The 25,517-nt window shown below is 73.4% G+C and carries 19 protein-coding genes and 1 other RNA gene; 8 read left to right on the plus strand and 12 right to left on the minus strand.

The window, feature by feature from the left end; all coding sequences use genetic code 11:
- Positions 1-41: 41 nt before the first annotated feature.
- Together IE180_RS30880 and IE180_RS30885 are read right to left on the minus strand one after the other, a co-directional pair.
- Complete coding sequence (locus tag IE180_RS30880) at positions 42-1,397, minus strand: nitrate/nitrite transporter (RefSeq protein ID WP_190160254.1); 1,356 nt, start codon at positions 1,395-1,397, stop codon at positions 42-44.
- A 156-nt stretch (positions 1,398-1,553) separates the two neighbouring features.
- Positions 1,554-2,597 carry a LysR family transcriptional regulator gene (locus IE180_RS30885; RefSeq protein ID WP_190160255.1) on the minus strand — a complete coding sequence of 348 codons (1,044 nt, stop codon included), beginning with the start codon at positions 2,595-2,597 and terminating at the stop codon, positions 1,554-1,556.
- 68 nt (positions 2,598-2,665) lie between these two features.
- Here IE180_RS30885 and IE180_RS30890 point away from each other — a divergent pair, with 68 nt between their 5' ends.
- Positions 2,666-3,931 carry an MFS transporter gene (locus IE180_RS30890; protein WP_229861066.1) on the plus strand — a complete coding sequence of 422 codons (1,266 nt, stop codon included), beginning with the start codon at positions 2,666-2,668 and terminating at the stop codon, positions 3,929-3,931.
- A 71-nt stretch (positions 3,932-4,002) separates the two neighbouring features.
- Here IE180_RS30890 and ssrA read toward each other — a convergent pair.
- The 5 genes from ssrA to ftsE all read right to left on the minus strand — a co-directional run bounded on the left by ssrA (position 4,003) and on the right by ftsE (position 7,951).
- Positions 4,003-4,396: a transfer-messenger RNA gene (gene ssrA / locus IE180_RS30895) on the minus strand.
- Between the two features lie 102 nt (positions 4,397-4,498).
- Positions 4,499-5,038, minus strand: coding sequence for an SsrA-binding protein SmpB (gene smpB / locus IE180_RS30900; RefSeq protein WP_229861068.1), 540 nt, complete (start codon positions 5,036-5,038; stop codon positions 4,499-4,501).
- Positions 5,039-5,056: 18 nt separating this feature from the next.
- Complete coding sequence (locus tag IE180_RS30905) at positions 5,057-6,244, minus strand: S41 family peptidase (RefSeq protein WP_190160256.1); 1,188 nt, start codon at positions 6,242-6,244, stop codon at positions 5,057-5,059.
- Positions 6,245-6,322: 78 nt separating this feature from the next.
- On the minus strand, positions 6,323-7,240 hold the full coding sequence (gene ftsX, locus IE180_RS30910; RefSeq protein ID WP_190160257.1) for a permease-like cell division protein FtsX: 918 nt from the start codon (positions 7,238-7,240) through the stop codon (positions 6,323-6,325).
- A gap of 21 nt (positions 7,241-7,261) precedes the next feature.
- Complete coding sequence (gene ftsE, locus IE180_RS30915) at positions 7,262-7,951, minus strand: cell division ATP-binding protein FtsE (protein WP_030692056.1); 690 nt, start codon at positions 7,949-7,951, stop codon at positions 7,262-7,264.
- 234 nt (positions 7,952-8,185) lie between these two features.
- Here ftsE and IE180_RS30920 point away from each other — a divergent pair, with 234 nt between their 5' ends.
- Positions 8,186-8,368 carry a hypothetical protein gene (locus tag IE180_RS30920; RefSeq protein ID WP_030692057.1) on the plus strand — a complete coding sequence of 61 codons (183 nt, stop codon included), beginning with the start codon at positions 8,186-8,188 and terminating at the stop codon, positions 8,366-8,368.
- Positions 8,369-8,447: 79 nt separating this feature from the next.
- Here the strand turns inward: IE180_RS30920 and IE180_RS30925 are convergent, their stop codons facing one another.
- The 4 genes from IE180_RS30925 to IE180_RS30940 form a co-directional block, all read right to left on the minus strand.
- Complete coding sequence (locus tag IE180_RS30925) at positions 8,448-9,431, minus strand: hypothetical protein (RefSeq protein ID WP_190160258.1); 984 nt, start codon at positions 9,429-9,431, stop codon at positions 8,448-8,450.
- A gap of 1,177 nt (positions 9,432-10,608) precedes the next feature.
- Positions 10,609-11,712 (minus strand): peptide chain release factor 2, encoded by a 1,104-nt coding sequence (gene prfB / locus IE180_RS30930; protein WP_190160259.1) that lies wholly within the window; start codon positions 11,710-11,712, stop codon positions 10,609-10,611.
- Between the two features lie 48 nt (positions 11,713-11,760).
- Positions 11,761-12,999 (minus strand): serine/threonine-protein kinase, encoded by a 1,239-nt coding sequence (locus tag IE180_RS30935; RefSeq protein ID WP_190160260.1) that lies wholly within the window; start codon positions 12,997-12,999, stop codon positions 11,761-11,763.
- A gap of 107 nt (positions 13,000-13,106) precedes the next feature.
- Complete coding sequence (locus IE180_RS30940; protein WP_190160261.1) at positions 13,107-14,834, minus strand: serine/threonine-protein kinase; 1,728 nt, start codon at positions 14,832-14,834, stop codon at positions 13,107-13,109.
- A gap of 509 nt (positions 14,835-15,343) precedes the next feature.
- On the opposite strand from IE180_RS30940, the gene IE180_RS30945 reads away from it, so the two are divergent.
- From IE180_RS30945 to IE180_RS30960, 4 genes are all read left to right on the plus strand, one after another.
- Positions 15,344-19,279 (plus strand): FHA domain-containing protein, encoded by a 3,936-nt coding sequence (locus IE180_RS30945; protein ID WP_190160262.1) that lies wholly within the window; start codon positions 15,344-15,346, stop codon positions 19,277-19,279.
- A gap of 136 nt (positions 19,280-19,415) precedes the next feature.
- Positions 19,416-20,777 (plus strand): ABC transporter substrate-binding protein, encoded by a 1,362-nt coding sequence (locus IE180_RS30950; RefSeq protein WP_190160263.1) that lies wholly within the window; start codon positions 19,416-19,418, stop codon positions 20,775-20,777.
- 7 nt (positions 20,778-20,784) lie between these two features.
- A complete protein-coding gene (locus tag IE180_RS30955; RefSeq protein ID WP_190160264.1) occupies positions 20,785-22,092 on the plus strand; it encodes a carbohydrate ABC transporter permease in 1,308 nt (435 codons plus the stop codon).
- The gene (locus IE180_RS30960; RefSeq protein WP_190160265.1) at positions 22,089-23,000 is read left to right on the plus strand and encodes a carbohydrate ABC transporter permease; all 912 of its coding nucleotides are present in this window, start codon (positions 22,089-22,091) and stop codon (positions 22,998-23,000) included. The genes IE180_RS30955 and IE180_RS30960 overlap by 4 nt, the downstream gene beginning before the upstream one ends.
- A gap of 10 nt (positions 23,001-23,010) precedes the next feature.
- Here the strand turns inward: IE180_RS30960 and IE180_RS30965 are convergent, their stop codons facing one another.
- The gene (locus IE180_RS30965; protein ID WP_229861070.1) at positions 23,011-23,610 is read right to left on the minus strand and encodes a TetR/AcrR family transcriptional regulator; all 600 of its coding nucleotides are present in this window, start codon (positions 23,608-23,610) and stop codon (positions 23,011-23,013) included.
- A 167-nt stretch (positions 23,611-23,777) separates the two neighbouring features.
- On the opposite strand from IE180_RS30965, the gene IE180_RS30970 reads away from it, so the two are divergent.
- On the plus strand, positions 23,778-24,701 hold the full coding sequence (locus IE180_RS30970) for an ABC transporter permease (protein ID WP_190160267.1): 924 nt from the start codon (positions 23,778-23,780) through the stop codon (positions 24,699-24,701).
- Positions 24,694-25,479, plus strand: coding sequence for an ABC transporter ATP-binding protein (locus IE180_RS30975; RefSeq protein ID WP_190160268.1), 786 nt, complete (start codon positions 24,694-24,696; stop codon positions 25,477-25,479). The genes IE180_RS30970 and IE180_RS30975 overlap by 8 nt, the downstream gene beginning before the upstream one ends.
- Positions 25,480-25,517: the final 38 nt, after the last annotated feature.

Raw genomic sequence — 25,517 nt, forward strand, 5'->3', positions numbered from 1 at the left:
CGTATTTCCTGGTCGTTACGGTACGCGCCGGGCATCGGGGGTCACACCCGCGCGTAGCCGGACCGGGGCTCGGGTTCCGTGACGGCCTCGGCGGTGTCGGGGGCGGTGCCGGGGGCCCGAAGGTATACCGCCCAGGTGACGGCCATGCAGGCCGCGTAGAAGGCGAGGAAGGCGACGAAGGCGGCGGTGCCGGTGCCGGCGGTCTGGAAGGACTGGCGGAAGGCGAGGTTGATGCCGAGGCCCCCGATCCCGCCGACGGCGCCGATGAGGCCCATGGAGGCGCCGGAGAGCCGTCGTCCGTAGGCCTCGGCGGCTTCGCCCGTGAGGCCCTTGCGGTGGCCCTGGGCGAGGAAGATCGCCGGGATCATCTTGAACGTGGAGCCGTTGCCGAGGCCGCTGAGGACGAAGAGGCCGATGAAGCCGACGAGGAAGACGGTGAGGGACTCGGTGACGGAGGCGTAGATCACGACGCCGGTCGCGACGGCCATCGCGGCGAAGGTGCCCAGGGTGATGCGGGCGCCGCCGTGCCGGTCGGCGAGGGAGCCGCCGACGGGCCGGATGAGGGAGCCGAGGAGCGGGCCGATGAAGGTGAGCGAGGCGGCCTGGAGCGGGGTGCGGCCGAACTGGGTCTGGAGGACGAGGCCGAAGGCGAAGCTGTAGCCGATGAAGGAGCCGAAGGTGCCGACGTAGAGGAAGGCCATGATCCAGGTGTGGCGGGCCGTGGCGGCTTCCCTGAACGCTCCGGTGTCGTTCTTCACGGGGGCGAGGTTGTCCATGAAGAGCGCGGAGCAGACGGCGGCGACGACGATCAGGGGCAGGTAGACGCCGAGCACGATCCTCGGGTGCATCGCTCCGGCGGTGCCGATGACGAGGAGGCCGACGAGCTGGACGACGGGGACGCCGATGTTGCCGCCGCCCGCGTTGAGGCCGAGGGCCCAGCCTTTCTTCCGCAGCGGGAAGAAGGCGTTGATGTTGGTCATCGAGGAGGCGAAGTTGCCGCCGCCGACGCCGGTGAGCGCGGCGACGAGGACGAAGGTGGTGTACGGGGTGCCGGGGTGCATCACCGCGAAGGCGAGGCCGGTGGGCAGCAGGAGCAGCAGGGCGCTGAAGATCGTCCAGTTGCGGCCGCCGAAGCGGGCGACGACGAAGGTGTACGGGATGCGGATCAGCGCGCCGACGAAGGTGGCGGTGCCGATGAGGAAGAACTTGCCTGCCGGGTCGACCCCGTACTGGGGGCCCATGAAGAGGACCATGACCGACCAGAGGCTCCAGATCGAGAAGCCGATGTGCTCGGAGAGGACGGAGAAGAGCAGGTTCCTCCGGGCGATCCGTTCGCCCTTCTCGCGCCAGAAGGTCTCGTCCTCCGGTTCCCAGCGTTCGATCCAGCGGCCACCCATCTCGCACCTCCACGGAGTCGGATCCCTGATGCGACCGACGCTAGGGAGGGCGCGTTTCAGGCCGGTGCCATGAGGTGACGGTGGCGGAACCTTGCTCTCACCCGGCGTGCGGCCGCCGTGTGAGCGCCCCCGCCGAGCCCTGCTCCGCGCCCTGTCCTACGCGGGCGCCCCCGACTCCCCCTCGGCCACTCCCGGCTCCCCCTCGGGCGCCCCCGGTCCCCCCTCGGGCACTCCCGGCTCCCCCTCGGGCAGCCAGGCGTCGGCCGGCCGGGTGAGCCAGCCCTCCCGGGCGCCCAGTTCCGCCGCCGCCCGGCGCAGGGCGTCCAGGCCGAGGTGACGGAGTCCCTTGCGCCACACCAGGCTCACGGGCGAGAGGGGGACGGGGTCGACGAGGGGCCGGATGACGCAGTCCGGCATGGGCGGGAAGTCGATGACGGCGAGGACCGGGTGGCGGTACTTGGCCATGAGCCGCCGGAACTCCTCCTTGCCGACGGCGAGCGGGGCGGGCGGGGCGATCTCGATGCCCCGGCCGGCGAAGAGGCGGGCGGCGAGGTCGGTCCACTCGGGCGTGCGGTCGTTCCCGGCCCCGGCGTAGATTCGCTCTCCGGCGAGCCGGCCGAGCGGCACCTCGGGCAGGCCGGCGAGCGGATGGTCCTCGGGGAGGATCACGGCCATCGGCTCGTACCGGACGAGCTGGGAGTCGAGCCGCACCCGGATCCGGGCGTCGAGTCCTCCGTACCGGCCGAAGGAGGCGTCGATCCGGCCGGCGAGGATCTCCCGCGCGGCGCCGGTGAGCCCGCTCTCGTAGCGGGCCATCAGCTCCTGCTCGGGGGCGAGTTCGCGGGCCCGGCGAAGGACGTCCTCGGGGGCGAGGCCGGGGCTGTTGAGGTCGACGAGGAGCGGCCGGGGCTCGGCGCGGAAGGCGTCGGTCAGCTCGTCGTGGGCGGCCAACACCCGGCGGGCGTACGGGAGGAGGCGCTCGCCGTCGGCGGTGAGGGTGACCTGCCGGGTGGTCCGCACGAAGAGTTCGGTGCCCAACTCCCGCTCCAGGCGCCGGATGTCGCGGCTGAGCGCCTGCTGGGCGAGGTAGAGGCGGGCGGCCGCGCGGGTGAAGTGCAGTTCTTCGGCGACGGCGGTGAAGCCGCGCAGGAGGCGGGGGTCGATGTCGTACGAGGAGGTCGCCACCGCCGCATTCAACATCACAGGTGCGTCAATCGCCACCGAGAAGGTGTTGGACCGGCCGGGCCCCGCCCCCGGACCCTTGGTCCATGCCGCCACCGGACCTCACCCTCACCCCGACGGGCCCGGCCCTCGCCCCCCGCTACCGCCCCGCCGCCGCGAGACCCGCGAGGTTCGCGAGGCCCGCCGGCCCCTACCTCCGTCTCTTCGCCCACCCCGGCACCCGCGCCTTCACCGCCGGCAACCTGATCGCCCGGCTGCCCATGGGTATGTTCGGCGTCAGCGCCGTGATCATGATCGCCGCGGCGTACGGCTCCTACGCCCTGGCGGGCGCTGTCACCGCCACCAACCTCGCCGTCGGATCCGTCACCGGCCCGCTGATCGCGCGGCTCGTCGACCGGTACGGCCAGGCCAGGGTCGCGGTCCCGGCCACCGCCTACGCGGTCCTGGGCCATCTGGTGCTGCTGCTCTGCGTCCACGAGCGGACCCCCGCCTGGGCGCTCTTCCTCACGACCGCCGTCACCGCCACCGCCCCGAACACGGGCGGCATGTCCCGGGCCCGCTGGGCGCACCTCTTCCGCGACGACCCGGACGCGCTGCACACCGCCAACGCCTTCGAGCAGGCCGCCGACGAGCTCTGCTTCATGCTCGGCCCGGTGCTGGCCGCCGTCCTGTGTGCGGCGCTCTTCCCCGAGGCCGGCACGCTCACCGCGGGGCTCCTCTTCCTCTCCGGCGTGCTGCTCTTCGCCGCCCAGCGCTCCACCGAGCCGCCGGTCGCCCCGCGCACGGCGGCGGGCTCCCCGCTGCGCACCCCCGGCATGGCGCCGCTGCTCGTGGTCTTCCTCGCCACGGGCGCCGTCTTCGGCTCCATGGAGGTCGTCGCCCTGGCGTACGTGGACGGGCCCGTCGCGGGTCCGGTCCTCGCCCTCCAGGCGGCGGGCTCCTGCGCGGCGGGCCTCCTCTACGGCCGTGCCCGGCGCACCGTCCGGCTGCGCACCTCTCTGGCCGCGATGACCGTCCTGATGGCGATGCCGCTGCTCGCCGCCTCGACGGGTTCCCTGCTCGCGCTGGCCGGCGGCCTCCTCGTGGCGGGCATGGCGACGGCCCCGACGATGGTGACGGGCATGGGCGTGATCCAGCGCCTCGTCCCGGCGGCGCAGCTCAACGAGGGCATGGCCCTCGTTGTGACCGCCCTCCTGGCGGGCGTCGCGGCGGGCTCGGCCGGCGGCGGCTGGGCCGCCGACCACGCGCCCTTCGCGTCCTTCGGGTTCCTGCTCCCGGTGACGGCGGCGGCGGTGGCCCTGGCCCTGTGTGCGGCGACCGGGGCGGGCCGGGGCCCCCGCGACCGGGCGTGACGGGCCCGCGTCCACGCATGACAAAGGCCCGGCGGTCGCGAACGACCACCGGGCCCGTGCCCACATGGGATGAGTGGAGATGGCGGGAATCGAACCCGCGTCCAACGGTGCAGAATCAGGGCTTCTCCGTGTGCAGTCTGGTACGAGTTTCTCAGCCCTCCGGATCACCCAGACAAGTCCGGAACGGGCTCAGTCACTGTTTGATTTCCCTCCAACCCCCGTGACCGGGGCTAGAGGTTTAGATCCCTAGATGACGCCAGGATCCGGGTCGGGACCGTCCCCGGGCTGACGCTCCTCACAGAGGCTTCTGTTCGTTACCTAAAATTAGGCAGCGAGGGCGAAGCGGGAGTTATCGCTCTTGGTGTTGGCGATTATTGGTTGCGACATATGGTTTACGAGATCATTGCCGCTTCCTCGACACGCTTCCCACTGCTTCGACATCCGCTGTCGAAACCGATCATCCCCATGTTGTTTTTTCAAAAGACACACCCTCTGTGGGGTGCAGCACCCATGGTACGTGACCGACGGGTGCGGTTGCCAGCGCATTAACCTCGGAGGCGGGCGACGCTAGGCGCCCTGCGCGGCCCGCTGCCTCCGCCGTGCCGCCGCGATCGCCCGGTTCGTCTCGCGCGTGTCCTGCTTCTCCCGCAGGGTCTGGCGCTTGTCGTACTCCTTCTTGCCCTTGGCCAGCGCGATCTCGCACTTCACCCGGCCGTTCAGGAAGTACAGCGAGAGGGGCACGATCGTGTGGCCCGTCTCCTGCGACTTCGACTCCAGCTTGTCGATCTCGGCCCGGTGCAGCAGCAGCTTCCGCTTCCGCTTCGCGTGGTGGTTGGTCCAGCTGCCCTGCAGGTACTCGGGCACGTGGATGTTGTGCAGCCACGCCTCGTGGCCGTCGATCTGGACGAAGCCGTCGACCAGCGAGGCCCGCCCCATGCGCAGCGACTTCACCTCGGTGCCCATGAGCACCACACCGCACTCGTAGGTGTCGATGATGTGGTAGTCGTGCCGCGCCTTCTTGTTCTGCGCGATGAGCTTGCGCTCCGGCGCCTTGTCCTGGTTCTTCTTGGCAGGCTTGCCCTGCACGTTCACGAGTCCCTTTGCCATAGTGCGGTCATTTTCGCACTACGAGCCCCCTCCGAGGCCACTCAATACCGTTCTCGCCCGCTCCTCGGCCCCCTGCCCCGCCGCCAGGTCCGGAGTGATGCCACGGCCGTCGACGGCGTGCCCGGCGGGGGTGCGGTAGTGGCCGACGGTCAGCTCGGCGACGGAGCCGTCGGGCAGCGCGCTCGGCATCTGGACCGACCCCTTGCCGAAGGTCCGCGAGCCGACGGTCACCGCCCGCCCCCGGTCCTGGAGGGCCCCGGTGAGCAGCTCGGCCGCGCTCATCGTGCCCCCGTCGATCAGCGCCACCAGGGGCCTGCCGGTGTCGCCGCCGCCCTCCGCGTACACGGCCCGCTCCTCGCCCTCCACGTCGTACGTGGCGACGAGCCCGCCGTCGAGGAAGGCGGAGGCGGCGACGGCGGCCTCCGTGACCAGGCCGCCCGAGTTCCCCCGCAGGTCCAGGAGGACCCCGGCGCCGGCCGGGGCGGCCCGTACCGCGTCACGCACGCGCGTGCCCGCCCCCTTGGTGAAGGCGGCGACCCGGATCAGCACGGCCCCGTCGTCGAGGCGGCGGACGGTGACCGGGTCCGTCGCGAGCCGGGCCCGGCGCAGGGTCTGCGTCCAGGCCGCGCGGCCGCGCTCGACGCGCAGGACGACGGTGGAGCCGGGAACGCCGTCGCCGCGCAGCAGGGAGACCGCCTCGGAGACGGAGAGCCCGTCGACCGGGCGCCCGTCGACGGAGACGAGCCGGTCGCCGGCCCGCAGCCCGGCCCGGTCGGCGGGGCCGCCGGGCTGCACCCGCGTCACCCGCACCCCGTCCTCACCGGCGCGGCCCGCGGAGAGGCCGACCCCGGTGTAGGCGCCGTCGAGGGCCTGCTCGAACTCGGCGTACTCCCTCTTGTCGTACACCGCGCCCCAGCGGTCCCCGCTGCGGCTGACGAACTCCTCGGCGGCCTTCTTCCCCGACTTCCCGTCGGCCATGGCCGCGGCGGCGGCCCGCGCGAGAGCGGCCCTGTCGACGGTCGCACCGCCCGCGGCGCCCCCCTCGTCACCGCCGGACGCGCGCGCCGCCCTCGCCGCGGGCTCCTGCCGGGGCAGCGCACCGGTGACGGCGGCGGTGGCGAGGACGCCGGTGAAGACCAACGTCAGAACGGCCCCACGGAGCACTCCGCGGGGCCGGATGCAGAGATCGTCGGTGCCGGCCGGCATGCCGCCCACTCTAGGACAAGGCGATGGCGCCGCACGGGCTTTGGCCGTACGACGCCATCCACTGTCAGAGGTGACTTGTCACACCTTCAGGTACTTGCGCAGCGCGACGAAGGCGGCCACGGCGGGCATGAGGAGCCCGATGGCGATCACCAGCGGCAGCTTGGCGAGGACGGCGTCCCAGCCGATGAAGTTGACCAGCTGCATCTTCTCGGCGAGCGCGATGCCGTGGTCGATCAGGAAGTACCGGCCGACGAGCAGCAGCACACAGGCGACGCCGCCGCCGAGGAGTCCGGCGAAGGCGGCCTCCATGATGAACGGCATCTGGATGTAGAAGCTGGACGCGCCGACCAGCCGCATGATGCCGGTCTCACGGCGGCGGCTGAAGGCCGAGACGCGGACCGTGTTGACGATCAGCATCAGCGCGATGATCAGCATCAGGCCCATGACGCCGAGGGCGGCGATGTTCATGCCGTTCATCAGGTCGAAGAGGTTCTGCAGGATGTTCCGCTGGTCCTGGACCGACTCGACGCCGTCCCGGCCGGCGAAGGCCGTGGCGACGACCTTGTACTTCTCCGGGTCCTTGAGCTTGACCCGGAACGACTCCTGCATCTGGTCCGGCGTCACCACGGAGGCGATGGCGGTGTCGCCGTACTGCTCCTTGTAGTGCTTGAACGCCTGGTCGGCCGACTCGTGCTGGACGGACTCGACGATGTCCATCTTCCTCAGGTCGGCCTCGATCTGCTCCTTCTGCTGGCCGGTGACCGCGCCCTTGGCGCACTTGGCCGCCGTGGCCGCGTCCGCCTTGTTGCAGAGGAAGATGGAGACGTTGACCTTGTCGTACCAGTAGTCCTTCATCGTGCTGACCTGCTCGCGCATGAGCAGCGCGCCGCCGAAGAGGGCGAGCGAGAGGGCCACGGAGACGATGACGGCGAAGGTCATCGTGAGATTGCGCCGGAGACCGACACCGATCTCGGAGAGCACGAACTGAGCGCGCATGGTGTTCTGATTCCCCCGCCGTCAGTGCTGGTATCCGTAGACGCCGCGCGCCTGGTCGCGGACGAGACGGCCCTTCTCGAGCTCGATGACGCGCTTGCGCATCTGGTCGACGATGTTCTGGTCGTGGGTCGCCATGACGACGGTGGTCCCTGTCCTGTTGATCCGGTCGAGCAGCTTCATGATGCCGACGGAGGTCTGCGGGTCGAGGTTGCCGGTGGGCTCGTCGGCGATCAGCAGCATCGGCCGGTTGACGAAGGCCCGGGCGATGGCGACGCGCTGCTGCTCACCGCCGGAGAGCTCGCCCGGCATCCGGTCCTCCTTGCCGCCGAGTCCGACCAGGTCGAGCACCTGCGGCACGGCCTTGCGGATCTCGCCGCGCGGCTTGCCGATGACCTCCTGGGCGAAGGCCACGTTCTCGGCGACGGTCTTGTTCGGCAGGAGGCGGAAGTCCTGGAAGACGGTGCCGAGCTGACGCCGCATCTGCGGCACCTTCCAGTTGGAGAGCCGGGCCAGGTCCTTGCCGAGGACGTGCACCTGGCCCTGGCTGGCGCGCTCCTCGCGCAGGAGCAGTCGCAGGAAGGTCGACTTTCCGGAGCCGGAGGAGCCGACGAGGAAGACGAACTCGCCCTTCTCGATCTCCAGGGAGACGTCCCGGAGCGCGGGGCGGCTCTGCTTCGGATAGGACTTGGAGACGTTGTCGAATCGGATCACGGATGCACCACGGTCGGCCGGGAGTAGGTGTGCGTGACCTTACGCGACCGGGGATGGCCTGCGCAGTCGCGGTCCTGGCTTGCGCCGTTTATCCTTTTTGGCCCCTGCGGACGGAAGCCGGGCGATCCGGCGGGGCGCGCCGAAACGCCCCGGAGCTGGCACAGTGGTAGGGGAACGTCCCGATCCCCCCGGACGTTGTCCTGGTGTGTACCCCGTGCGGGAGGAGGAGAGCGCATGACCTACGACCGACTGGTGTGCGCCAACTGCGCGGCCCCGGTCGCCGAGGGCCGCTGTCCCGTCTGCCGCGCGAACCGGGAGCGTCTGACCCCCCAGGGGCTGTCCCCCGCGATGCTGCTGACGTTGGCGATCGCCCTGCTCGCGGCGATCGCGCTGCTCGCTGCCGTCCAGACGGTGTAGACCGAGCCGGATGTGCGAGAAGGGCCGGGGAGCGAGCTCCCCGGCCCTTCGCCGTGCGTCACGCGCCCGGGCGAACGCCTCAGACGGCGGCGCGGCCGCCGCCGACGAGACGCGGCAGCATGCGGAAGCCGATGCCACCGGCGATCATGGTCGCGGCACCGATGATCAGGAACGAGGTCTCGGCCGCACCGGTCTCGGCGAGCTCCTCCTTCGCCTCACCCTGCTGGACCGGCTGCGAGCCGCCCTGGTTGGGGTCGGCGTTGTTCGGGGTGTCCACGCACTCGGCACCGTCGAGGTCGACGGTGCAGGTGCCGGCGTCACCGGTGGTGGACGAGCCACCCGTGGTGGTGGAACCGCCGGTGGTCGAGGAACCGCCGTTGCCGGAGGAACCGCCGTCAGTGCCGGTCGAGCCGGAGGCGTCGGAGCCCGAGCCGTTCGAACCGGAGCCGTTCGACGAGTTACCGCCGTTCGACGAATTGCCACCGTTGCTGCTGTTGCCACCGTTGTTGCTGCTACCGCCGTCGGCCGCACCACCATCGGCAGCGCCACCATCGGCCGCACCACCATCGGCAGCGCCACCGTCAGCCGCACCACCGTCAGCAGCGCCACCGTCAGCCGCACCACCATCGGCAGCACCGCCGTCAGCCGCACCACCATCGGCAGCACCGCCATCGGCCGCACCACCATCGGCAGCGCCACCGTCAGCAGCACCACCGTCAGCCGCACCGCCATCGGCGGCAGCGCCACCGTCAGCAGCACCACCGTCAGCCGCACCGCCATCGGCGGCCGCGCCACCGTCAGCAGCACCACCATCGGCCGCGCCGCCATCAGCAGCGCCACCGTCAGCCGCACCGCCATCGGCGGCCGCGCCGCCGGCGATGCCGCCGCCGATGATGCCGTTGTCCTCGTCCTGGATGCCGATACTCACGTCCACGGTCTGGCCGGAGTCGGTTCCGAAGCCGCCGACGGCCTGCGCGGCACCGGCCGCCGTCAGGGACGCACCGGCGACGATCACGGCGCTGGCCGCGACCCGCACCAGGCGGACTCGCGTCTTGTTGGTCATCTGGCTGCTACCCCCAGTAGCTCATCTCGTCATGGGGCAGCGCTCGGGCCCCGCGCGGCAGGGGCGGGGTCACGACTGGACCGGCCCCCGTTCACACGCGTCCCAGAAAAGCGCATGCCAGTACGTCACCCTTCCGAGTTTCCGATGAGGCGTCAAGGCCGTTGCGGGCGCAATGCCCGAAAGATCACCAGCTGACCGACATGCGACGATGCAACTGTGACGTAAACGCGGAACTTGCGGCTCTCCCCGAACAGTTACCGTGTCGACAAAGCGAGGAAACCGCGAGGATTCCGCTTGCGTCAGCGAATCAGCCCGCCGTTCGACGAGCGAGCGAAGCCGGTCGCTCGTCGAACGTGATGCCCTCGATTTCGCCCACCGCGTGGCAGCGCGGCTCCTCGGGCGCCACAAGGCGTCGCTCGCCCTTCCCGGACGGGCGCGCCCCGTGACACCCGTGGAGCGGCTCACCTCTCGCAGTACGCCTGGGAGTTGACCTCGCCGCGGGCCCACTGCTCGTGGTGCGCCCCCTCGTGTCCGGCCTCGGCGCGTCGCTCGTCCACGGTTCCTCGTTGTTCCCCGCGCACCCGTAGCCGTTCACGGACCGGTGCTTCACGGACTCCGGCTTCGGGCCCGCGCCCAGGAACCGGGCGATCCCCGGGCCGTACTCGCGCGCCCCGACGGGGGTGAGGCCCGTCCCGGGTCCGCCGGTTCGCCGGTTCGCCGAGGAGCGCCGATCGTCGGGCCGCGTGCCCGCGGCTCCCGCGCGCGGCCCGCCGAAGGGGGTGGTGCACCGCTTCGTCACCGCCTGCGCGGTGGCGTCCAGGGCCGGGCCGCCGGCGCCGCGATGGTCCCCGGCCAGGAAGAACGGCTCCGTCGTGCCGGTGACCCCGTGGTGCGGCTCCGTCGCGCCCAGGCGGACGACGGACTCGCCGTCGCCGGCCTCCGCGCGCCGGACGAGCAGAGCACCCTCCGCGCCGTAGGGGTACGACGCCTTCTTCGTGCCCTCCGTCGGCGTCGCGAGCTCGTCCTCGGCGTTCGGGTCGGGCTCTGCGCCGCCCCGGCCGGGCCGGGGCGTCCTCGTACTCGTCGTCGACGTACGTGCCCAGCGGTACGACAACGGCGCCGACCCCCGGGCAGGGGCGGCGCCGTTGTGCGAGCGGTGGCGGGGTCGGTCTCCCGACTACTTGTCCTGCTGCTTGCGCCAGCGGATGCCGGCCTCCAGGAAGCCGTCGATCTCGCCGTCCAGGACGGCCTGCGGGTTGCCGACCTCGAACTCCGTGCGGAGGTCCTTGACCATCTGGTAGGGGTGCAGGACGTACGAACGCATCTGGTTGCCCCAGGAGCTGCCGCTGTCCTTGAGGGCGTCCATCTTGGCGCGCTCCTCCTGGCGCTGGCGCTCCAGGAGCTTGGCCTGGAGGACGTTCATGGCGCTCGCCTTGTTCTGGATCTGGGAGCGCTCGTTCTGGCAGGAGACGACGATGCCGGTCGGGAGGTGCGTGATCCGCACGGCCGAGTCGGTCGTGTTGACGCCCTGGCCGCCGGGGCCGGAGGCGCGGTACACGTCGATGCGCAGGTCCGACTCGTCGATCTCGACGTGGTCCGAGGACTCGACGACCGGGAGGATCTCGACGCCGGCGAAGGACGTCTGACGGCGGCCCTGGTTGTCGAAGGGCGAGATGCGGACGAGGCGGTGGGTCCCCTGCTCGACGGAGAGCGTGCCGTAGGCGTACGGGGCCTTCACGACGAAGGTGGTGGACTTGATGCCGGCCTCTTCCGCGTACGACGTCTCGTAGACCTCCGTGGAGTAGCCGTGGCGCTCGGCCCAGCGCAGGTACATGCGCTGGAGCCGCTCGGCGAAGTCGGAGGCGTCGACGCCGCCGGCCTCGGCCCGGATGTTGACCAGGGCCTCGCGCTCGTCGTACTCGCCGGAGAGGAGGGTGCGGACCTCCATCTCGTCGAGGGCCTTGCGGACGGAGACGAGCTCCGCCTCGGCCTCGGCGAGGGTGTCCGGGTCGTCCATCTCCTCGGCGAGCTCGAAGAGCACTCCGAGGTCGTCGATCCGGCCGCGCAGGGTCTCGGCCTTGCGGACCTCCGCCTGGAGGTGCGAAAGCTTGCTCGTGATCTTCTGCGCCGCCTCCGGGTCGTCCCACAGGGACGGGGCCGCGGCCTGCTCTTCGAGCACGGCGATGTCTGCCCTCAGCTTCTCGAGGTCCAGGACGGCCTCGATCGACCCCATGGTCGAGGAGAGGGACTTCAGCTCTTCGGATACATCGACGACTGCCACGCGTCCAGCGTAACGGCTCCGGGCCAGGAGCCGAACCTGTGACGGGTGCTACGGCCGGGAGGACTGCTTGGAGTCCTGTGGCGGGGCCTCCCCGTCGCCGGAGGCCGCCAGGTAGCCGCCGACGCCGAGCGCGCCCGCGACCACGACCGCCGCGACGGCGAGGGTGATCCTCCTCTTGCGGACCACGCCCGCCTTGTGGCGGGCCGAGCCGGGGCGGCGGGCGCCGGAGGGGCGCGGGGCGCGGGCGGTGCCGAGGGGGCCGCCGGAGAGCTCGTCGGGGGCCGGGACCCGCATGGAGGTGTGGGTGTCGCGGTTGGAGTCGGCGGAGGCGCCGGGGACGAGCGGGACGGCGGAGCGGCGGGGGCCCTGTTCGCCCGCGCCCGCGGCGGTGGCGAACGTGTCCTCCTCGTACGGCTCCGGGGACGGTTCCGCGCCCGGCTCGTCGACGTCCAGCGGCGGGATGCCCTTGAGGAGCGGCAGGACGTCCCCGAGGCGGGCGGCCAGCTCGGAGGCGCGCAGTCGGGAGGCGGGGGCCTTGGCGAGGCATTGGACGATCGTCTGCCACAGCTCCTCGGGGATGCCGGGGAGCGGGACGACGGTCTCGGTGACGTGGCGGCGCAGGACCGCGCCGGGGTGGCCGCCGCCGAACGGGGTGAAGCCGGCCAGCAGTTCGTACAGGACGGTCGCGAGGGCGTAGATGTCGACGGCGGCGCGCGGCGGGAGGCCCTCGACGATCTCGGGGGCGAGGTAGTCGGGGGTGCCGATGATCCGGGTGGCCTTGGTGCGGCCGGGGGTGTCGATCAGCTTGGCGACGCCGAAGTCGGTGAGGAGGGCGGGGTGGGCGCCGCCGGGGCCGAGCGGGCCCTCCATGTCGAGCAGGATGTTCTCCGGCTTGACGTCCCGGTGGACGACGCCGGCGGCGTGTGCGGCGGCGAGGGCCTCGGCGACGTCGGCGACGATCGCGACGGCGGCCTCGGGCGCGAGCCGCCGTTCGCGGTCGAGCCGGGTGCGCAGGTCGGTGCCGCGGACGAGGTCCATGACGAGGGCGAGGTCGTTGCCGTCGACGACGAGGTCGCGGACCTTGACGACCCGGGGGTGGTCGAGGCCGAGCAGTGCGGTCCGCTCCTGGACGAAGCGGCCGACGAGTTCCTGGTCGGAGGCCAGGTCCTCGCGCAGCAGTTTGACGGCGACGGGTCCCTCGGGTCCCTCGCCGAGCCACACCGTTCCGGCGCTGCCCCGTCCGAGGATCTGGTGGGCGGTGTAGCGGCTGCCGATGTTCCGTGCCAAGACTGCTCCCTCAGCGGCTGCGGTTCTCGACAAAGCTACGCGTCCACGGCCGCCGGTCTCGACCTCCGAGGGGAAATCACCCCTCGGAAGTCGACAAATCGGCAGCGTTACTGCCCCGTACCGCCGGTAGCACCCCCGGAACCGGTGGAGTCCCCGAGCGAGGAGACCCAGTCGCTCACGGCCGAGATGCCGTCGCCGATGGCCTGCCAGTAGCTCTTGCCCTGGGCGACCCAGTCCTGGAGCGGGGTGAGCTCCCAGACGAGCCAGCCGGCGACCACGAACAGGACGATCATGATCAGGCAGCCCTTGAGGCAGCCGAGACCGGGGATCCGCACCGGGTTGGCGCTCCGCCGGCGCGGCGGGCGCGGCTCGCGGGGCGCGGGGGCCTGGGGCGGCGGCTGCGGCGGCGCGTACTGCTGCTGGGGCGGGGCGTACTGCTGCGGCTGAGGGGGCGGCGGGGGCGCGTACTGCTGCGGGGGCTGCTGCTGGTACGGCTGGGGCGCGGGGCGCTGCGGGGCCGGACGCTGCTGCTGGTACGGCTGCTGTCCGTACGCGCCGGGGCGGCCGTCCTGCGGCTGCTGCTGCTGCGGCCGCCGCTGCGGGCGGCGGCGCAGGGGGTCCTCGCTCGGGTCGAGGTACTGCACCTGCGTCTGCTCGTTGCGGTCGCGGACCTGCCGCAGCTGGCTCTGCCAGGGGTGCGGGTCCTCCGGCTGACCGGACTGGGGCGGCTGCGGCGGCACGGGGGGCATGACGGCCGTCGGGTCGGCGGCGCCCGCCGGGCCGCTGGTCGGCATGACGCTGGTCGCGGCGGCGGGGTCGTACTGCGGGGGCGTCCCGGCGCCGGCGGCGCCGGTGGGCAGCACCTGGGTCGGGTCGGCGGCGCCGGGGACCGGCGCCTCCGGGGTGCCCGGGACCGGCGCGGGCGCCGGGTCCGGGGCGAGGAGGGCGCCCACGCCCTCCGCCGCCTCGATCTGGGCGGGGGTGGCGTGCACACCGATGCCGGCGGCGACGGCGCGCAGGCCCCGGGCGAGGTTCACGGCGCTCGGCCGCTGGTCCGGGTTCTTGCTGAGGCAGCGCTCTATGACCGTCCACAGGGGTCCGGGCACGGTCGAGGGGCGGCGCGGCTCCTCGCTGAGGTGGCGGTGGAGGACCTCCAGGGCGGTGCCGCCCGCGAACGGGGGCCGGCCGGTGACCAGCTCGTAGAGGAGGATGCCGGCGCCGTAGATGTCGACGGCGGAGGTCTGCGGGCGGCCCTCGGCGGACTCGGGCGCCACGTACGCGGGCGTGCCGACGAACTCGTGGGTGCGGGTCAGGCCCGGGGAGTCCGCGAGGCGCGCGATGCCGAAGTCGGTCAGCATCGGGTGCATCTCGCCGCCCTGCTCGGCGAGCAGGACGTTGGCCGGCTTGAGGTCGCGGTGGACGACGCCGTCGGCGTGGCTGGCGGCGAGCGCGTCGGCGATCTGGGCGGTGAGGAGGGCGGCGGCGACCGGGGTGAGCGGGCCGCTCTCCCTGATGTACCGGTGCAGGTCGGGGCCCTCGACGAGGTCCATGACGAGGGCGAGGACATCGCCCTCGACCACCAGGTCGCGGGTGCGCACGATGTTCGGATGGGTCAGCCGGAGCAGCACGGACCGCTCGCGCAGGAAGCGCATCACGATGTCCGCGTCGTTGGCCAGCTCCTCCTTGAGGACCTTGATCGCCACGGTCTCGCCGGGCTGGCCGGGCACGGCCGCCTCGGCGCCCGCCGTCTCCCGCTGGCGGGCTCGCCAGACGGTGCCCGTGGCGCCGCGGCCGAGCGGCTCCTCGAGCAGGTACTTGCTGCCGATAGGCCGCACGTCACGCGCTCCCTGCTGATCGTCGGTCCTGGGGTGGTTCCCGGGGTGTCCCGGGGTCCCTGTCCGCTGTCGCCCCGGGTCCCTGTCCTCTGTTGTGACCCCGTCCGGGTGTCCGACCCACTTTAGTGCCGCCGAACGGGTCACAGACCGGTCGTCCACAGGCCGGTCCCGCTGCCGTGCCCGGGTCTCGCCGGGGGGTCGGAGCGGACGGAACTTGTCCGGAAGAAGACGCTCCACGGCGGGCTCCGGTTGCCAGGCATGGTCCGAAGGCATGCCCAACCAGGCTATTTCCCGCCCACTGCCGAACATTCAAGATCACTTGTGACCGACCCGTGGGCGTGTTGTCGGTGGCAGGTGCGAGGATGCCTCCAGCACGTCGCGTCGACGGGGTCGGGAGCCCCCGCGCCGTGCCGACCTGTACCGGGCGACGCGTCCGTGCCGGGTGGGGGGAGACACAGGGCGGTTCCCCCCTGCCGAGCCGGCTCGCGCAGAAGGGACCGCTGACGGCGATGCAGATCCGGCTGACCGTCCTCGCGCCGTACGCCGGCCATGGCGCCGGGCGCGCCTGCGACGTGCTCGTCACGGCCCCCGCCGGGACGGCCCTCGCCGCCGTGGCCTCCCACCTCGCCGCCGCCGTCACCGGCCCCGACACCTCCGCCTCGGGCACGACCGTGCTCTACGCGGGCGCGGAGCGGCTCGACGGCCGGCGCTGCGTCCTCGGCGAGCCCCCGCTGGTCGACGGCGCGGTCCTCTCCCTCCAGGTCCCCGGCCCGGACGACCGGGTCGACGAGACGGCCTCCGCCCGGCTGCACGTGGTGGCCGGCCCGGACGCGGGCGGAGTGCACCTGCTGCACGGCGGAGCGATCAGAATCGGCCGTTCCGCCGACGCCGACGTGCCCCTCGACGACCCCGACGTCTCCCGCGCCCACTGCACGGTGACCGTCGGCGGGGACGGGCGGGTCACGGTCTCCGACCGCGGCTCCACGAACGGCACGACGCTCGACGGCGTGCCCGTCGGCGACCGCCCCGTGCCGCTCCGCCCCGGCGCGCTGCTGCGCCTCGGCGAGTCCGCCCTCCGGCTGACGGGCCCCGTCGGCGCTCCTGGCGCCCCCGGCGACACGGACGCGGTGGCGACCGCCCCGGACGGCGAGGGCCATCTGCGCGTCGCGCACGGGACGCGCCCGCCGGACCGCACCGACCGGGTGGGACCGGGCGACGACACCACCCACGGCGGAGCGCGCGGCATCGCGTACGGCGAGGTCCACGACGGGGGCCACGCGCACGCGGGGGACCCGCACGACGGCCCCGCCCCCCGCGACGGGGACGAGCCGCACGGCAGGCCCCTGGGGACCGACCGGACCGGGGACCCGGAAGACGCGCCCACCGTTCCCGCGCGCGGCGGCAGGCGCGGCCTCGGCGCGTGGGCCCGGCGGCTCGCGGGCGGCGGCCGCGAGGAGCTCCCCGCCCCCGCCGGCCTCCACGACTCCCCGGACACGCACGCGGGCACCCGGCCCGACCCCGGCGTCCGGGACGGCGCCCCCGGCCCCGTGCCGCGCGCCGACACCTGGCCCGACCCGGCCACCGTCCTGCTCACCGCCCTCGGCCCGGGCCCCCGGCTCTGGGAGCGGGCCCAGGACCACCCCGAGTCCCTGGTGGTCCGGCTCGGCACGACCGACCGCGCCGAACTCTCCGGCGTGCCGGTCACCGTCGGACTGCGCGAGGCAGGGTCCCTCGGCCTGGCGGGCCCCGGCGACCGGCTCGCCGGCCTCGCGCGCTCGGTCGTGGCCCAGCTCGCCGCCCTGCACTCCCCCTCCGACCTGGAGATCGTCCTCATCAGCGCCGACCGGAACCGCTCCCTGGAGGAGCGGCGCCGCGCCTGGGGCTGGCTCGGCTGGCTCCCGCACGTCCGGCCGGCCCACGGGCAGGACTGCCGGCTGCTCCTGGCGTACGACCGCGACCAGGCCCACGCGCGTACGGCCGAGCTGACCCGCCGGCTCGACGACGGGCCGCTCGGCCCCGGCTGGCCCAGCGCCGACCGCGCGTCGATCGCCGAGGCCGCCTCCCGGCACGACGGGCCGACGACGGTCGTCGTCGTCGACGGCGACCCCGGATCGGCGGCCCTCCGCGAGACGGTCGCGCGGCTCGCGGGCGTGGGCGCGGCGGCCGGAATCCACCTCCTGTGCCTCGCCGAGGCGCCCTCCGCCACCCCGGAATCACCCGTGGCCGCCACGTACGAGGCCGCGTGCGCCGCGTCCCTCGCCTTCCGCGAGTGCGGGGCCGCGGTGCTCCTGAGCGGTGACGTGGCGACGGCCCTGCGGTTGCTCCGGACCTCCGGCGGGCGGCTCGCGGGCCACGGCACCGTCGGTGTCGTCGACGCGGTCTCCGTCGCCTGGGCCGAGCGGTTCGGCCGGGCCCTCGCCCCGCTGCGCCCCGAGACGGCCGCGGCGCCCGGTGCCCGGGCCGCCGCGCTGCCCCCGTCGGCCCGGCTCCTCGACGAGCTCGGGCTCGCCCGTGCCACCCCCGCCTCCCTGATGGCCCGCTGGGCCTCCGCCGGGGACGGCACGGCCGTCCTGGGCGCGGGCCCGCGCGGACCGCTCTCCGTGGACCTCACCAAGGAGGGCCCGCACCTGCTGATCGAGGGCCCGGCGGGCAGCGGACGCACGGAGCTGCTCCGCTCGATCGCCGCCTCGCTCGCGGCGGGCGGCCGTCCCGACCGGCTCGGCCTGCTCCTCGTGGACGGCGCGGGCGGCGAGCGCGGCGAGGGCCTCTCGGTCTGTACGGAGCTGCCGCACGTCACCGAGCACCTGGTCGCCTCGGACCCGGTGCGGATGCGGGAGTTCGCGCAGGCGCTCGGCGCCGAGCTGAAGCGCCGGGCGGAGCTTCTGGGCGACGGGCACTTCGCCGACCGCCGGGGCGGCCGCACGCCCGTCGCGGACCGGCTGATCGGGCAGCGCGCCCCGAGCGCGGCGGAGACCGTGCCCCAGGGCGCCCGCGCGACCGTCCGCGTCCCGGACACCGGCGACCTCGCGGACCGCGCGAGCGGCCGCACGCTGCGCACGGGCGACGGCACGATCGGCTCGCTCCCGAACAGCGGCCGCGTTCCGCGCGCGGCCGCGGACGACGTGACGGGCCGCACGAGCAGCCGCGTCCCGTACCCGGGCGCCGACGACGTCACCGGCCGGAGCAGCAGCCGCACCCCGTACCCCGGCGGCGAGGACCTCACCGGCCGGAGCAGCAGCCGCACGCCGTACCCCGGCGCCGACGACGTGCCGGGCCGCACGAGCAGCCGTGTCCCGTACCCGGGCGCCGACGACGTCACCGGCCGGAGCAGCAGCCGCACCCCGTACCCCGGCGCGGGCGATCTCGGCGACCGTCCGAGCGGGCGCGTCCCCCGTGCCGGGAGCGGGGCGCTCGACGAGCGGTCCGGTGCGCGGGCGCGGTCCGGCGGGGACGCCTTCCTGGCCGACACGCCCAGCGGGCGGCTGCCGCGGCGGGACGGCGGGACCCCCGACGACCGCCCGAGCAGCCGCACCCTCCGCACGGGCGACGGCGACCTCACCGAGCACCCGGGCGCCCGCACCCCGCGCCGAGGCGCCGCCGACGTGACGGGCCGTACGAGCGGCCGCGTCCCGTACCCGGGCGCCGACGACGTCACCGGCCGGAGCAGCAGCCGCACCCCGTACCCCGGCGCCGACGACGTGACGGGCCGCTCCAGCGGCCGCGTCCCGTACCCCTCCGCCGGCGACGTCACCGGCCGGAACAGCGGACGTGTCCCCCGCCCCGCCGCCGGCGACGACCTCGCCACCCGGGCAGGTGGTCGCATCCCCCACCCCGCCACCGAGGACTCCGCGGGGCGGATCCCCCGGCCCGCTTCCGGGGAGCAGGGGTACGGACGGGCGGCGGGAGCCGGGCAGCTGCCGCGGCTCGTCGTGCTCGTCGACGACTTCGACGCCCTGGTCGCCCCCGCGCTCGGTGCCCCCGGCCGCCCGGCCGCCGGGTCCGTCGTGCGGGTCCTGGAGGCCATCGCGCGGAACGGCGAGCGGCTCGGGGTGCACCTCGTGGCGACCTCGGCGCGCCCGGACCGGACCGTCGACACGGAGCTGGCCCACGGGGCCCGGCTGCGGATCGTGCTCGACGCGCCGCCGGTGGCGCCGGGCCCGGACGTGCCGGCGGCCGGGCGGGGCCGCCTCGGGCATCCGGACGGCCGGGTGACCCCCTTCCAGGCGGGTCGCGTCACGGGCCGGATCCCCCGGACGGCGACGCTCCGTCCGACGGTCGTCCCGCTGGAGTGGGAGCGGATGGGCGACCCGCCCACCCGCCGCCCGGTCCGTGAGCTGGGCAACGGACCGACGGACCTGGCGCTCCTGGCGAGCGCGCTGGACCGGGCGGCGCGCTCGGTCGAGGCGACGCCGGTGCCCCCGCTGTCCCCGGCCGCGCACGGCTGACCGCACGTCACGAGGGCGTCACGATCGCCCACTTGACGCGGGAGGCGGTATTGCGGGGCTCCGCGGCCCGGCGTAGACCTGTCGGACGGACAGCGAAACGCACGGGACAGCGACGCACGGGAGAGACGGGGCAGCGATGCGCACAACTCTTCGTCCACGCAGGACCGCAGTGACCCTCACGGCGTTGACGGCGGTGGCCGCGCTCGCCCTCGCGGGTTGCGGCGACGGGGCCGACAAGGACAAGGGGGAGCCCGCACCGGACCGCGACCTCTCCCTCAAGGGCGAGAAGATCGAGGTCGCCGCCGTCTGGACGGGACCGGAGCAGGAGAACTTCACCAAGGTCCTGAAGGAGTTCGAGAGGCGCACCGGCGCGACCGTCACCTTCGTGCCCGCGCAGGACCCGATCGTGAACTTCCTGGGCACGAAGATCGCCGGCGGTGCGCCGCCGGACGTGGCGATGCTCCCGCAGGTGGGCGCGATCCGGCAGGCCGCCGCGCAGAAGTGGCTGAAGCCGGCCGGCCCGGAGGTCAAGTCCCAGCTGGCGGCGAACTACTCGCGCGGCTGGCAGGAGCTCGGCGCGGTGGACGGCACCCCGTACGGGGTCTACTTCAAGGCCGCCAACAAGTCCCTGGTCTGGTACAACACCGCCGTCTTCGAGAACGCGGGCGCCTCGGAGCCGAAGACCTGGAAGGAGTTCCTCGGCACCGCCGAGACGGTCTCGGCCTCCGGCGTGACCCCGGTCTCGGTGGGCGGCGCGGACGGCTGGACCCTCACCGACTGGTTCGAGAACGTCTATCTCTCCCAGGCCGGGCCGGCCAAGTACGACCAGCTGGCGAAGCACGAGATCAAGTGGACGGACCCGTCCGTCGCCGCCGCCCTGAAGACCCTCGCCGAGCTCTTCGGCAAGCCGGCGCTGATCGCGGGCGGTCCGACCGGTGCGCTGCAGACGGAGTACCCGGCCTCGGTCACGCAGACCTTCACGGGCGGCGACCAGCCCAAGGGGGCGATGGTCTTCGAGGGCGACTTCGCCGCCGTCAACATCGCGCAGACCAAGGCGGAGATCGGGAAGGACGCGAAGGTCTTCCCCTTCCCGAAGGTCGGCGACGGCGGCACCGCCCCGGTGGTGACGGCCGGCGACGCGGCCGTGGCCCTGAAGGACACCAAGGGCGCGCAGGCGCTGCTCGCCTTCCTCGCCTCGCCGGACGCGGCGAAGATCTGGGCGGCCGAGGGCGGGTTCCTCTCCCCGAACAAGAACCTGGACCCGGCGGCGTACCCGAACGACGTCCAGCGCGAGATCGCCGAGGCGCTCATCGGCGCCGGTGACGGCTTCCGCTTCGACATGTCGGACCAGATGCCGCAGTCCTTCGGCGGGACGCCGGGCAAGGGCGAGTGGAAGGCGCTCCAGGACTTCCTGAAGGACCCGAAGGACGTCGCCGGGACCCAGGCGCGTCTGGAGGCGGACGCGGCGAAGGCGTACAAGGCCGCCGCGAAGGGCTGAGTCCGAGATGCCGGCCACCAGGACCAGAGGCAGGAGCAGGAGCAGGGCGGTCGCGGCGGGGTTCCTGCTCCCCGCGCTGCTCCTGCTCGGCGCGCTCGTCGTCTACCCGATCGGGTACTCCGTCCGGCGTTCGTTCTTCGACCGTTCCGGCGGCTCCTTCGTCGGCCTCGACAACTACCTCGCGCTCGTCACCGACGACTCGCTGCGCACCGCCGTCCGCAACAACCTGATCTGGCTGGTGGTGGCCCCGGCGGTCGCCACCGCGCTCGGTCTGGTCTTCGCGGTGCTGACCGAACGCGTCCGCTGGGGGACGGCGTTCAAGCTGGTCGTCTTCATGCCGATGGCGATCTCGATGCTCGCCGCCGGGATCATCTTCCGGCTCGTCTACGAGCAGGACCCGGACCGCGGGGTCGCCAACGCCGTCTGGGTCGGGGTCCACGACACCTTCGCCGAGTCCTCCGGTTTCCCCCGGGCCCGGCCGCTGCCGGTGCACCCGTTGAGGGCGGCGGGGGGCGGGGCGTTCGAGACGAAGGCGCCGGTGCGCGCCGGGGTGCCCGTGCTGCTCCCGCTGGTGGGGGTGGCTCCGGCGCGGATGCCCCGGGACGCCCGCCCGGCGCACGCGCCGACGCCCTCGTCCACCGGGGTCACCGGCACGGCCTGGCTGGACTTCACGCGGGGCGGCGGCGGGAAGCCGAACGCGGTCGATCCGGAGGAGCTGGGCCTGAAGGGGCTGCGGATCGAGGCGGTACGGGACGGGAAGGTGGTCGCCACGGCCACGGCGGCGGCCGACGGCAGCTTCACCCTGCCGGCGGACCGCGCCGACGGGGCCGTGCTGCGGCTGCCCGCGAGCAACTTCCGGGAGCAGTACGACGGCGTGGAGTGGCTGGGCCCCTCGCTCGTCACCCCGGCGGTGATCGGGTCGTACGTGTGGATGTGGGCCGGGTTCGCGATGGTCCTGATCGGCGCCGGGCTCGCGGCCGTGCCGCGCGAACTCCTGGAGGCGGCGCGGGTGGACGGGGCGAACGAGTGGCAGGTGTTCCGGCGGATCACGGTGCCGCTCCTGGCGCCCGTCCTCGTGGTCGTCCTGGTCACCCTGATGATCAACGTGCTCAAGGTCTTCGACCTGGTCTTCGTCATCGCGCCGGGCTCCGCGCAGGACGACGCGAACGTGCTCGCGCTCCAGCTGTACCGCTCGTCCTTCGGCACGGACGCGGACCTCGGGGTCGGCTCGGCCATCGCCGTCGTCCTGCTCCTCCTCGTGCTGCCGGTGATGGTGGTCAACATCCGCCGCATCCGAAGGGAGTCCCGCCGATGACGTCGCTCACCACCGAGACCGCCGCCGGGGCCGCCCCCCGGAGCGTCCCCGGGTCCGGCGCGCGCCTCGCCGCCCGGATCGCCGGCGGGGCCGCGTCCGGCGCCGTCCGGGTCTTCCTCGTCCTCGCCGGCCTGTTCTGGCTGATGCCGACGGTCGGGCTGCTGCTCTCCTCGCTCCGCTCGCCGTCCGACATCGCGGCGAGCGGCTGGTGGGAGGTGTTCACGGCTCCCGCGCAGCTGACCACCGAGAACTACACCCGGCTCCTCTCGAACGACACGATCACCGGTTCGCTGTTCTCCACCGTCCTGATCACCGTCCCGGCCACCCTCCTGGTGCTCCTCATCGGCTCGTTCGCCGGTTACGCCTTCGCGTGGCTGGAGTTCCCGGGCCGGGACTGGTGGTTCCTGGGCGTGGTGGCGCTCCTCGTGGTCCCGGTGCAGGTGGCCCTGGTGCCGGTGTCGAAGCTGTTCGGGGCGGTGGGGCTCTTCGAGACGACGGCCGGGGTGGTCCTCTTCCACACGGCCTTCGGCCTGCCGTTCGCGATCTTCCTGCTGCGGAACTTCTTCGCGGAGATCCCGCGCGAACTCCTGGAGGCGGCGCGGCTCGACGGGGCGGGCGAGATCCGGCTCTTCACGCGCGTGGTGCTGCCGCTCGGCGGCCCGGCGATCGCCTCGCTGGGGATCTTCCAGTTCCTGTGGGTGTGGAACGACATGCTGGTCGCGCTGATCTTCGCGGACTCGCAGTCGCCGCCGATCACGGTGGCGCTCCAGCAGCAGGTGCGCCAGTTCGGCAACAACGTGGACGTGCTCGCGCCGGGGGCGTTCGTGTCGATGGTGGTGCCGCTGGTGGTGTTCTTCGCGTTCCAGCGGCAGTTCGCGTCGGGGGTGATGGCGGGCGCGGTGAAGTAGCGCCCGGGGGTCACGCCTTGAGCGCCGCCACCGCCGCGCGCGCGAGTTCGTCCACGTACCCCTTCGGCAGGGGCGTACGGACGACGACCAGGCGCCAGTAGAGCGGGCCGACGGCGAGGTCGAGGGCTTTGCCGGGGTCGGCGCCCTCGGGGAGTTCGCCGCGGGCGACGGCCTCGCGGACGATCTGGGTCATGACGCCCTGCTGCCCGTCGAGCAGCACGGCCTTGACGGTCTCGGCGATCTCGGGGTGGCGGGCGGCCTCGACGAGCAGGTCCGGGATGACCTGGGAGGCGACCGGGTGGCGCAGGGCGTGCGAGGCCACTTCGAGGAGGGCGCGCACGTCCCCGTAGAGGGAGCCGCTGGCGGGGGCCGGGAGGCCCTGGGCGGCGAAGGCGCCGACGAGGTCGAGGACGAGGGAGAGCTTGGACTTCCAGCGCCGGTAGACGGCGGTCTTGCCGACGCCCGCGCGGCGCGCGATGCCCTCGATGGACATCCGGGCGTAGCCGACGGCCGCGAGTTCCTCGAAGACGGCGGCGCGGATGGCCTCGGTCACGTCCTCGCGGAGTACGGCGGCTCCGGCGGGGGCGCGGCGGGGGGTCGGGGCGGTCATGAACGGCATCCTAACCAATGCCGATCTCCCGGAGTCGTTACGACGATACGGTTGCGTTCCGGCGTGGGGACGCCCTAACCTCACCGTAGCGACGATACGACCCCGTCCCATCGCCGACGGCGCATGCGTCCACGCATGCGCGCACCCCTCGTCGAAAGCGCCCGCCCGTGACCACGACCCTGGCCCCGCCCGTACCGCAGACGCCGACACCGGCCGCCCCCACGGAGGACCTCGGCGCCCTCGCCCGCCGCCACGGCCTGAGCGTCAGCGGCGCCCGTCCCTCGCTCCCCTCCTACGTGCGGCAGCTCTGGTCCCGCCGCGACTTCATCACCGCCTTCGCGACCGCCCGCCTCACCGCGCAGTTCAGCCAGGCGCGCCTCGGCCAGGTCTGGCAGGTGATGACCCCGCTCCTCAACGCGGCCGTGTACTACCTGATCTTCGGCGTCCTGATGAACGCGAAGAGCGGCGTGCCCGACTACGTGCCCTTCCTGGTGACCGGCATCTTCGTGTGGACCTTCACGGCCAACACGGTCCAGGCCGGCACCCGGGCGATCAGCGGCAACCTGGGCCTCGTCCGCGCCCTGCACTTCCCGCGGGCGAGCCTGCCGATCTCGCTCGCCCTCCAGCAGCTCCAGCAGCTGCTGTTCTCGCTCGGCGTGCTCGCCGTGCTCCTGGCCTGCTTCGGCGAGCTCCCCGCCCGGAGCTGGCTGCTCGCCGTTCCGGCGCTGTTCCTGCAGACGCTGTTCAACACGGGCGTGTCGCTCGTCCTCGCCCGGCTCGCGGCCCGCACCCCCGACATCAGCCAGCTGATGCCCTTCGTGCTCCGCACCTGGATGTACGCCTCGGGCGCGATGTGGTCGATCCAGAACCTGGCGACCAGCGGCCGCTTCCCGGAGGCCGTGGTCCTCGCGCTCCAGTGCAACCCGGCGGCGGTCTACATCGACCTCATGCGCTTCGCCCTGATCGAGAGCTTCACCGGGGCGCAGCTGCCTCCGCACGTGTGGGCGCTCGCCGCGGGCTGGGCCCTGCTGGCCTTCGGGGGCGGTTTCATCTGGTTCTGGAAGGCGGAGGAGACCTACGGCCGTGGCTGACCCCTCGAAGACGCCCACCGTCGTGGCCGACGGCGTCCACATCACGTACACCGTCCACGGCGGGCACCCCGGCGGCCGGGGCGGCGCCACCGCCGCGCTCGGCCGGGTGCTGCGCCGTCGCACGGCTCCGGCCGGCCGCCGGGTCCACGCCGTGAGGGGCGTCAGCTTCGTCGCACACCGGGGCGAGGCGATCGGCCTGATCGGTTCGAACGGATCGGGGAAGTCCACCCTCCTGAAGGCCGTCGCGGGCCTCCTGCCCGTGGACCGGGGGCGGATCTACACCCACGGGCAGCCCTCCCTCCTCGGCGTGAACGCGGCCCTCATGAACGATCTGACCGGCGAACGCAACGTGGTCCTGGGCGGCCTCGCGATGGGCATGAGCCGCACGGAGGTCCGGGAGCGCTACGACGGGATCGTCGACTTCTCCGGCATCAACGAGAAGGACGACGCGATCTCCCGCCCGATGCGGACCTACTCCTCCGGGATGGGCGCGCGGCTGCGCTTCTCCATCGCCGCCGCGAAGAGCCACGACGTGCTCCTCATCGACGAGGCCCTGTCGACCGGCGACGCGCGTTTCCGCCGCCGCAGCCAGGAGCGGATCGACGAGCTGCGGGCGGAGGCGGGGACGGTCTTCCTGGTCAGCCACTCGAACTCCACGATCACGCAGACCTGCGACCGGGCGCTGTGGCTGGAGGCGGGGACGCTGCGGATGGACGGCCCGGCGGAGGAGGTGGTGGCGGCATACGAGGAGTTCACGGCCGGGCCGCGAGCGAAGTAGACGAACAAAACAGACATCGCGGTCTAAAGTGCGGTGGG

Origin of the sequence: Streptomyces litmocidini (assembly GCF_014649755.1) — a bacterium.
GTDB lineage: Bacteria > Actinomycetota > Actinomycetes > Streptomycetales > Streptomycetaceae > Streptomyces > Streptomyces litmocidini.